The sequence below is a fragment of the Deltaproteobacteria bacterium genome (assembly GCA_018668695.1).
In the GTDB taxonomy this organism is placed as follows: Bacteria; Myxococcota; XYA12-FULL-58-9; order XYA12-FULL-58-9; family JABJBS01; genus JABJBS01.
In genome coordinates this window covers 1-10,386 of the sequence record JABJBS010000003.1, presented here as the reverse complement: position 1 = coordinate 10,386, position 10,386 = coordinate 1, and the positions used below count along the sequence as shown (strand labels likewise).

At 50.3% G+C, this 10,386-nt stretch carries 6 protein-coding genes; 2 read left to right on the top strand and 4 right to left on the bottom strand.

What is annotated here, in order from left to right; all coding sequences use genetic code 11:
* Together HOK28_00095 and HOK28_00090 are read right to left on the bottom strand one after the other, a co-directional pair.
* Nucleotides 1–277: hypothetical protein (locus HOK28_00095; GenBank protein ID MBT6431458.1), on the bottom strand; the 277-nt coding region annotated here is incomplete at its 3' end.
* A 38-nt stretch (nt 278–315) separates the two neighbouring features.
* Nucleotides 316–1,023, bottom strand: a complete 708-nt coding sequence (locus HOK28_00090; GenBank protein MBT6431457.1) for a response regulator transcription factor — start codon at nt 1,021–1,023, stop codon at nt 316–318.
* 391 nt (nt 1,024–1,414) lie between these two features.
* Between HOK28_00090 and HOK28_00085 the strand changes: the two genes are divergently transcribed.
* On the top strand, nt 1,415–2,647 hold the full coding sequence (locus HOK28_00085; protein ID MBT6431456.1) for a Na/Pi symporter: 1,233 nt from the start codon (nt 1,415–1,417) through the stop codon (nt 2,645–2,647).
* A gap of 36 nt (nt 2,648–2,683) precedes the next feature.
* The gene (locus tag HOK28_00080; protein MBT6431455.1) at nt 2,684–3,367 is read left to right on the top strand and encodes a hypothetical protein; all 684 of its coding nucleotides are present in this window, start codon (nt 2,684–2,686) and stop codon (nt 3,365–3,367) included.
* 13 nt (nt 3,368–3,380) lie between these two features.
* Here HOK28_00080 and HOK28_00075 read toward each other — a convergent pair whose 3' ends face one another.
* Complete coding sequence (locus HOK28_00075) at nt 3,381–3,779, bottom strand: YbgC/FadM family acyl-CoA thioesterase (GenBank protein ID MBT6431454.1); 399 nt, start codon at nt 3,777–3,779, stop codon at nt 3,381–3,383.
* A gap of 31 nt (nt 3,780–3,810) precedes the next feature.
* The coding region (locus HOK28_00070) for a 3-hydroxyacyl-[acyl-carrier-protein] dehydratase FabA (GenBank protein MBT6431453.1) at nt 3,811–10,386 on the bottom strand (6,576 nt) is incomplete at its 5' end.

Sequence of the window (10,386 nt, the reverse complement as noted above, 5' to 3'; positions counted from 1 at the left end):
TTTCAAGGCTCGCCACGTCGCTTGGAGCAAGCTTGGAGTCTCCAAGCACCCGCCCATCGCCGTTGATAATGGTTACACGAAGAGAGAGAGCAGCTCCCATTCGGTCAGCGAGGGGGTCGGCCTGCGAAATATCGATGAGATGCGAAGCCGACAATACAAACTCACGAACGGCGCGCACATGTTCTGAAAGTTTCGTCTCGATTCCCTGCTCAAGACGGCTTTCCAGCTGCTCCTGCAACCATATACCGCTGGCAAGTAGTACCGCTAACACGGACACAAATGTGCCCAATATCAATCTACCCCGAAAGCCCAAATTCAAACGGCTACTCCAGAAAGAGAATCCTTCATACGATAACCGACACCTCGCACAGTCTCAATATACTCACCCGCGGTTCCTAACTTCTCTCGAAGTCTTTTGACATGTGTATCCACGGTTCTTGTGGTTATCGCCACTTCATAACCCCAAACGTCATCGAGAAGCCGGTCTCTACTTTGAACGCGTCCCTTGCGAGACAACAAAGTATCTAGAAGCTTGAATTCAAGTGCTGTTAATAAAACCTCAGTATCCTCGACCCAGACCCGGTGTGCCTCGGAATCAAATACGAGCACGCCAAACTTAATCTTAGCATCGGAGTCAGGTACCGAATCTTTGCTGGGCTTTAAGCGCGCGCGTACTCTAAGCATCAGCTCACGGACGCTGTAGGGTTTCACAACATAATCATCCGCACCCATTTCAAACCCGACAATACGGTCTATTTCCTCGCCTTTAGCCGTCACCATCAAGATCGGTACATTCTCAGTCTGAGCGGACCCTCGAAGTTTTCGGCATACTTCGTTTCCTGAGATATCCGGCAACATCAAATCGAGTAGAATCAAATCAGGAGCAGGCTCCTGCCAGGCAAGTTCCAGTCCACCGCCGCCGGTCAAAGCGCTTCGGGTTTGGTAGCCTTCCTTTTTCAAGTTGTACTCTAGCATCGCCACCAAATCGGGCTCATCTTCGATAATAAGAACAAGTGCTGACATGCCTACACCTTAAACCGCTGAATGTTACAGCTTGATGACAAGACGACCGGGGCCCTAAGCACCGACTAATCTCGGCTAGAGTTTATTACGAAAGCGCACCGAGCGACCAGCCATTCTCGCCCACACAAAGATCACAAGTAAAAGGCAACAAACGGGTAAAATATATCGGCTCAGACCACTTGAATCGGGCAACCCCAACATACCCACAAGTGCATGTTTTTATTGAACAATGTCAATGCATCTAGGGTTTAGGGTAAATCTTTTTGTGAGAGTTCTCAAGAGGCCAGCCACCTTGTCACACAACTGTCACTTAAACTCCATAGTATCGGCGTTGATCCATTGACCGGCCTAGACTTAAAAGCAGACAACTTAAAGAAGAGAGTTTAATAATATGACCGGAAAACCAGACGTACAAAGTTCCGAGACAGTCTCCCCAGCGTCAGAGGGTGTTCAAGACTCTGGAACAGCTCCTCAAGAAAAATCGAACCCGTATCAGTTATGGCTGAATCTTCTCCTTGTTGCCCTCTTGCTCTACCTTTTCCTCATAGGTATCACTTGCCTAAGCTCTGGTGTTAAAGGGCTTGGTAAAGGAGTGATGGACCAATACCTCGGCGCCAATATGAGCCCAATGCTTGGGTTACTCGTTGGTATCCTGGCCACCACCTTCGTACAAAGCTCATCCGTAACCACTGCATTGATTGTTGGCGTTGTCGCCGCAGGCCAAGTATCTGTTTCTTCAGCCATCCCGATGATTATGGGTGCAAATATCGGTACAACGGTCACCTCAACGATTGCCAGCCTCGCCAGTGCCACCCGCAGTGGCGAATTCAAACGCGCCTTTGCAGCAGCAACCTGTCACGACTTCTTCAACGTCCTATCTGTGTTAACCATATTACCGATAGAATTAATCACCCGAGCAATGACCGGCGCCGGTATTCTAGAACGCGCCTCTGAATTCATCGCCAAGCTAACCACGGATGCATCGGCTACAAAATACAAAAGCCCGATCAAGGCCTCCTTCAAAGCTGGTTCAAAACTGGTGAAGCAGGGTGTGGAAATGCTGAGTGACAACCCAAAGGTCGTCACCTCCCTTCTGGCTCTTGCTGGTTGTGTGATTATCTTCGTTGCACTCACTTTGATTGTAAAAGTCATGCGCGGCCTCGTGCTTTCACGCATGGAAAAATATCTTAACCGTTTCCTTGGAGCAGGCGGTCCTGTTGGCATGCTTATCGGAGCGGTATTGACCATCATGGTTCAGTCATCATCCATCACCACCTCTGTGATGGTACCCCTGGCCGGAGCCGGCGTGGTCACCATTGCCCAAATTTACCCCGTAACCCTTGGCGCAAACCTAGGGACCACGGTCACAGCACTTCTTGCTTCCATGGCTATCTCTGGAGAAGCTTCTTTCGCAGCCAGGCAAATTGCGCTTGTGCACCTTTGCTTCAACCTACTGGGCATCTTGATCTGGTATGTTCCTACTAAGCTGCGAGACATTCCTTTGAATATGGCACTTAGAATGGCTGAATTTGCCGGGCATTCGCGGAAAAAAGCCGCCGCCATGGTCTTTTCATTCTTCTATATCGTGCCCGCTATCATTTTCTTAATCTCGAAACCGTTCTAAACTCGAACTGACAGAACTCAAACTAGGAGTAATACCATGTGGAAAGAACTTTTCCAGGTACTCAGTGACAACAATCCCGTTGAACCCATGACACAAGAGCTCATGCAGATGCTTGAGATCACGAAAGAAATGTCTTCTCTTGTTCACGAGCATGTTTTTGACCAGGATTTTGGCGTAGACCAACGAGCCGCCATCTACAAGCTGGATATCAAAGTCAATAAGCTCGAACGCTCTATTCGTAAGCGCGTCATTACACATTTAAGCATCTCTCATGACCATGTGTCATACTGCTTGCTATTGATGTCGCTTATTAAAGACGCAGAACGTGTTGGCGATTACTTGAAAAACATCTCAGAAGTTCCTGAACTTGGCGGCGCACAAATTCCAGACGGTCCGCTTAAAACGGAACTCCAGGAAATCATCGATCTTGCAGTTGAAATGCTCAAGACAACTCCCGATATTCTTGCAACAGAAGACACCGAAAGAGCAACAGACTTGCTTCAGGTCGGCCGTAATACCGGCAAGCGCTGCGATGTCTTACTCGTAGAGCTGGCAAAGAGCGACCTCACAGCAGCTCAAACAACGTCAATGGTGCTGCTCACCCGCTTCCACAAGCGTCTGGGTGCACACCTATTGAACATTCTTTCATCAGTGGTCATGCCACTGCATAAGATCGACTTTTACGATGGTCGTATCTCAGAAGACCCATCAACAAATTGATTCTATCTATGGTTTAAGCGGATTTGCCTGAGACAAAATGAAGCTCGGGCATCCGCACCATATTCTGGTCACCATCCACACAGACCAGCTGCACCTCACCCACCACATACGGTTTATCACTGCCCTCTTTCCAAACTTCTTGGTGAAAGACGGCTCGATAAGCGCTCTCTTGTTCAACCCGGGTACGAATTTCTAATAGGTCACCCAGCCGTGCGCCCTGCTTAAACGTCAGCTCACACTTATACACCACAAAGCCAATGCCATCTTCATTGTAGAGGCGAGCAAGCTCTGTGGGCCCAATCAGGTGCTCACGGGCACGCTCAAAATACTTGAGGTAATTGGCATGGTAGACCACGCCCGAGAGGTCGGTGTCTTCGTAATAAATCTGAACCGGGTGTGCGTGATAATCCATGGATGTGTTTTCACTTAAAGCAAACGCTTAATCAAGCGGTGCGGCTCCCCAAGAGCCTTTTGGCCAGTGCTTTGAGCCATGTGCCCTTCTTGCCGCGAGGAACCTTTAATTTACCGGTGTTCAAACTATGAAGAATCAAACCTGTTTCCTCAGACACCTGGGGCTCGGCCAAAAGACACTGCAAAAGCACCGCATCGTCTTCAGAGACACCTGAGTTCAGGCTCCATTCCGAAACATTGGCATGAAAGGATGAATCCCCCGCGAGAGTGACTTCTTCTTGACTCGGTACACCCAAACCATTGATAGCCGCCATCACCAACTTCTTACGTTCGCCGTAAGGCATCGACGCCAGCTCTTCCGGCATAATAGGTTTCCCAAAATGGTAATCCTGCTGTCCCATATTCAACGGGAATTCGATACGCTCCTCTAAATCTTCCCTCGGCAGTCCACCACTGAAACGAACCGGAACAATCGGCACACCTATTTTGAGCGCCATATCAATAAACGCACCACTCATTTTTTCCACGGGAGTTGTGCAGCTCAAGGAACGTGTTCCTTCCACATGCACCATCACAGATTTACCTGGCCCCATCATTTCTTTAGCCAATTCCCCAATAATACGCGGCAAAGACTCTTTGTCTTCTCTATCGAAAAACGCAATCACCTCTGGGTCTTTGATTCCGGGATAAGAAAAAGCGTCGCGAATAAGATGGCCCAACCATGTATCTCGGTGTTCCGCCTTAGCCAGCGTGACCGTAGGCACCTTAAACATCCCAGATGCCATAATGGAGAATAAAAGCGACTCAATCCCAACCTGATGATTGGCAAGATAAAGTACACTCTTACCTTTCAAAGCTTGCATCGCGGCAGGCTCTTCCAAAACCACCCGCCGTACAAACTTGTTTGCGAGGCTGTAAAAGAGGTCTTCCACCGGCCATGACCCGCGGTTAAACCAGCTACTCCAAAAGTCTTTCACGCAACTAAGATCTAGGTTTTCACCGCCATCACTCGAAACAACAATTTGCTCCGCACTCTTCTCGATATTGTAATCCCAAGAACTAAGTGGCAACGCCTCCGGAAGATTGCCCGGGTGAATCTTTGTTTTCGCGGCCAAGTGGTCCTTCAATGCGATCTGCTCATGGTCATCCGTGTTGTAAATGGCCTTCACAGTACCAGCGAGCCAATCACTCTCATGGACATCGGCCACTCGCAAAATGGTTTTAGAGTTCTTGGTGCTGGATAAGCCCACACCATCCACATATTGGCGGTCACGAAGAAAATGCGCTCTGGCCTCGGGGCTCACGCTGCCAAGTGGACCTTTTGGAAACAGAGCTTCTACCAGTTTAAAGCTCAACCACACTTCTCCATCAGCGATTAGCTGCACCACAAATGTAGGGAACCTCTTACCGCCAACAAATCCATCAAAACGTGTTTCACAACGAACCTTGCCTTGAGTGGGCTTAGGGCCATGAATCGTTAAGTTTGAAATCCACGCGGGGTAAGCCACTTGGTCGTTCGGAATATCCTTGGACCATAGATTGAGATTGTCATGAACGATGCCATGGGTCGCCGCATCTAGAAGAATTTGGCCGAGATGTCCCGAGGGCGCATCTGTTGCATCTAAATTAAGAATCGCCGACGAGCCTTTGTCCGTCAGCACCCACTCGTCTAAGAGTTGAAAGGCAGGACCATGGAACAAACTGCCCTCTTCGTAAGGCGAGGTCACCTTTGCACCGGCAAGCGCCTCAAACGGCTTAGGAGCAGCGCTGTACGCACCGACGACGGCCTTCGCTGTAGCAATCACATCATCTTGTTCAAAAAGCTTCACAAACACTGAATCGCCCGACAGCTTTGCCTCGGTTCGTAGTTCAGTTGGCTTTGTGATGGGTACCCAGCGCTTCACCATCACATCTTGCATGGAGATAACGTTTAGGCCGCTCTTGGAAGCTGCAGCTGCAGCCATGCGGTCTACCATAGACATCATGGGTAACACGGGCATGGTCCAGGTCGGGCAATGGTCGTTTAGCCACGTATCTTGTTCAGGGTCTAAGGTTTCAACTTCTTTTTTTTTCAGGCGAGCCACACCATCATTCACGATGCGCATACCGATGTTGTCAGCCGAATAGATACGCATACCGTCTACCCACAGAGAAGCATCTGCAATGGCGTAAGGCCCGCGAGCATCAAGCCCTTTCTCAGTGATATCGAGAGTTACCTGCACCAGCTTATTATGAGGCCGTACCTGACCGCGGTATTTCCAGCTAAGCTCTTTGTCTAATGCGATAGGCTCAAATCTAGGACTCTCGATCCCTGCGTCCATACCTTGCTCGAGCATTGCAACTTGCAAAAGCTGAATCATAGCTTCAATACCAAGCGAACCTGGCTGAACTGGATCTTGAAAGAAGTGTGCTTTGAAAAACCACTCGTCCTGATCGATGTCTTTCTCGCTTCGATAACGACCGAGTCCCTTTTCGCCGCCTTCTGGCCACGCTCCGGTAATACGATCAAGCATCAACGAGCCATCATTTGCCAGCCGGCACGTCCCATCTAAATAACGAGCAGGCTTTTCTTTGAGGTTCACATGAAAATCAGACGGATTCGTTAAGAGAGCAAACTGCTCTGCAGAGGTATCCAAGCCCTTCTGAGTCGCGAGTGCACCGTGTGGAAAAAATCCAAACACAGTATTCATCTCGTAGACTTCAACATCATCCACGAAGCACTTCACTTCGAAAGACTCAATAATCATACCCGCCGACTGCGAAATACTCGTGATTTTAGAACGGGTCCTCAGGGTTCCACCAGCTGGCAAAAGTTCTACCTTAAGGGTGCCCTTACCATCTAAGTTTCTAAAGAAGAGTTCGTCGTTGCTCGTAAGCGCGCTGCCCACGTAAGAAGCAAGCCAGCCGCATGGCTGAAGCGCCGCTTCAAGAAGAACACAAAATGGCATCGTGCGATGACCGTTTTCATCGAAATACCAAACATCCTCTGGGATGTCGTAATCAACTTCCACCACGGTACCGGCCTTCATACCGCCGATAGGACCATCTACGGTCGGGATCCGAGACATGAAGTGATACGGTGGTCCGGGAAGACGGGCCACACGGTTGGTTTGGTCGAATACGGTATACATCTCGCCAAAGGCCTTCGAGGGCTTGCCCCAAGCGCAAGCCAAGAGCGACGCATAATCAAACTTGAAACCATCCACGGTTGCAACCGGAATGGAATCATCAGATGCAGGATTGAGCGCCGCAATCTTTTCAAGCGGCCAGTCTGGCACCAAGCGCAATCCCATTCTGTGACAGTGGAAGGCCTTGAGACCGTCTACAGTGCAAAGAATATCCGCAAAGAGAGTTGGAACCGGGCCGTCCCAAACTTCTTCGACAAAGATTTCGTAAATCAGCTCTTTCGAGGTGGGTAATACCTGTCCGCGGCACTGAAGCTTATAGGTTTCTTCAGGCACCGGCTCAAAGCGCCAGCCATCACGGCCCGTGGTATAACCAAGGCTTCCCAGATAGACTGCCATAGCCTGCAAGCAACCTTCGAACATCAAGGTTCCCGGCATGCAGGAGTCGTTCTTAAAGTGACCATCAAAGAACCAGTCATCGGATGATATCTTCTGGGTACCGCGCAGGTAACCACGCTTCCATGGCCCGCCCTGGTTTTCCAAGTGGGTGACTTTGTCCATAAAGAGCATCCGACCACCGGCAATCTTGGGGCTTGCCGTATGGGTACAGCCCATTTCGAAACCATTCCCAAAGCAATCTTGCGGGCGACCCGCTGCGTAGGCTTCAAGCTCGCCGCGGGTCAGCGAAGTTTTCTCGCACGTGAGCAGAGGTGCATCCACTCGCGCATCATGAGCATATTCGCCCGTCTCTGCATCCCAAATGATTCCCTTGGAATCATCGAGTTCTTTATCTGTAAAGAATCCTGCCTGACCACCGCGAACGGTCAGCCTTGGCTCACCGTTTACTTTACAGTCGTAGTGGAAGAAGAAGAGACGAACATCGCCCTGCTTGGCATGACCATCGACATGAATGTCGTATTGCAGCGTTTCACCCGGCTGCGGGAGATTACCATGGTAGGTGAGTTCACAACCGAGCAATCGATAAACTCTATCGCTTTGGTTTAAGAAATCGATGCCGAGATATGAAATGAGCATCAAGTCGGCTTGACCAGACTCAATCATAATACCCGCAGGCATTCGGCCCTCGTGCATGTACCAAGCATCTTCGGTGACATCGGTCTCAGACCAAATGGTGCCGTTTTTCATCGACCCGGCTTCAGCATCTAAGCCGGTTATTCTGTCCGCCAATAAAAGTGGAGGCTTCGGCATACGAACCTGACGATGAAAACCATCCTGCTTCTCAAACATGGGTCCAAAAATTTCTGAAATCTTGCCATCGGCATGAATCATCAACTCTTCACGGTTAAGTTTAAGCCCCGGAAGATTGTCTGATGTCGGCGCAGGCGCTTCGAGAGCAACGGGTGCCTCCTGCTTCAAGGTCATCACAGGTGTGGCTACTACCGTTTCAGGTACCGGCTGAGGCGCTGGAATTACAATGGGTGCTACCTTAGGCGTGACCGCACTTGGCGCCGGAGCCGTTTGAACGATGCGCGTTTGAACCGCAGGCGCAGGGATTGCAAGAGGCCGTTGTTGGAGTACCGGCGTACCCCGCTGCATTAAGTAATGACGTGCTTGATTTTGCAGGTTCATCATCTGAGCTTGAATACGCGCTTGCTCGTTTAAGAACCGCGCATGTGCATTGGCAAGGTTTTGATGCGCGCGAACAAATGGGTTTGAAGAGGCCGCAGGTTGGCCCTGTATTGCCATCGATGAAGCGTGAACCGCCACAGGGGTTACGACTGGCACTGATGCCGTATGGACGGGTTGCGCAGGTACAGGTACCGGCGTGGCAAGGACCTCTTGCTTCGGTTGAGCGGGCATAACTGCTGCCAATTCTGGCGCTGGCTGCATCACATACTCAGCATGTAAATTTGGCTGTTGAGGCAAAAGAGATTCTTCGTGAGAAGGCTGCGTCATGGTGTGTTCCTGAATCTTAAGGTCCGGAAATCGGAAGTCTGGCAAATGCGCCGAAAAAGAAAGCGTGGGTTCATTGCTATGGCTTAGAGGCTCAATGGTTCGTGATTGCTCGGGTCGCCGGACGCAAAGCGCCGTATGCTGGCCACCGAGCGCGCTCGAAGATACTCGCAATAAAGAACCATCATGGTGGTTTTCAACCAATGCTAAAATAGCTGCACTGATTTCAAGAAGGCCAGAAGCCGCATGAGGTTTACCAACCCGTTCCAGAATTGAGCGGGAATCGAAATCCGCAGCATCTGGTTGGTCATCTTCAAGTATTGCGTAGATTCTTCGGCCCGCTTTTTGGGCATCATCCAAACGCTCAAGAACAAGAGTAACTGCTCCATCAGCGAGCCGCGTGTGGTGGCCCAAACCTTTGAGTGCTGCCGCATGAACCTTTTCGGCGCTTACATCCACCGCGCCAACCACGGCCGTATTAACTTCACCGCTGCGAAGCGCCCGCATCGCCACTTCAAGTGAACGCACACCGGAGAGTTCTTCCGAAGAAATAGCAAAACCAAACGAAGTGAAATCAAATTGACTGCTTAATCGATTGGCAACGATATTAGGCATGGTTCCAAGCACACCGGGAGACTCAAGCACCGGAACAATCTCATCCTGAAGTGTTTGAAGCTGGGACTTATCTAAGCCAAGCCGGGTCGCCCAATCCTTGAGTCGCCAACGCGCTCCGTAGCGTGCCACTTCCGGGTCACAGCCCATACCCATGAGTACACAGGTTTCTTTGGGATTCACGGTGCCAGCGTCGTTCAATGCTTCCTGAGTGGCCGAAAGCATCATGAGCTGCTGCCCGAGCGCCTGCTTCAAGTCGTTGGGTGGAAACTTGAGGCCCTTCATAGGCAATGTAATGGTATCGGTACGACTGCCGAGAGGTGCTTTTGAAAAGAGCTTACTTGAGAGTTCGGATACGCCTCGGGCTTGGCCGAGTATGGAGCCCATACCCACAACAGCAAGCGGTACCGAAGCCGCAATTTGAGAAGTTGTATTAACGATTTGCTGAGGCTGATACTCTTCCAAGATCAGGTGAGCGTTGTTACCGCCAAAACCAAATGCACTTAGGCCCGCTTTTCGGGTCCCCTCACTGGTCCAAGGCTTGGCTTCTGTCACCAAATTAAATCGACTGCCATCTAAAGTATGTTCTTCACTCAGGGTTGGTGGAAGCGTTTTGTTTTCCATCGCACCAAGAACTTTTAAGAGTCCGGCAATACCGGCCGCCGTGATGGCGTGACCCATATTTGATTTGAGGGAACCAATGTTTAAGTCTGAATGTTCAGCAAACACCTTATCCATACTCTTAAGTTCAGTAGCATCGCCCACAGTGGTTCCGGTGGCATGACACTCAACGAGCGAAACGTCTTCGGGACGAATACCCGACATTTCGTACGCCGCTTTCATGGCCCGAACTTGTCCGTCACTTGACGGTGCGAGAAATCCGTTGCCTCGGCCATCGTTGGAGACTCCAACACCGCGGATAACACCTAAAATTTTGTCGCCAGAGGCTTCTGCATC

What these genes read in the sequence shown, in the direction of transcription:
- HOK28_00090 (MBT6431457.1), bottom strand. Translation starts at nt 1,023, where the DNA reads ATGTCAGCACTTGTTCTTATTATCGAAGATGAGCCCGATTTGGTGGCG.
- HOK28_00085 (MBT6431456.1), top strand. Translation starts at nt 1,415, where the DNA reads ATGACCGGAAAACCAGACGTACAAAGTTCCGAGACAGTCTCCCCAGCG.
- HOK28_00080 (MBT6431455.1), top strand. Translation starts at nt 2,684, where the DNA reads ATGTGGAAAGAACTTTTCCAGGTACTCAGTGACAACAATCCCGTTGAA.
- HOK28_00075 (MBT6431454.1), bottom strand. Translation starts at nt 3,779, where the DNA reads ATGGATTATCACGCACACCCGGTTCAGATTTATTACGAAGACACCGAC.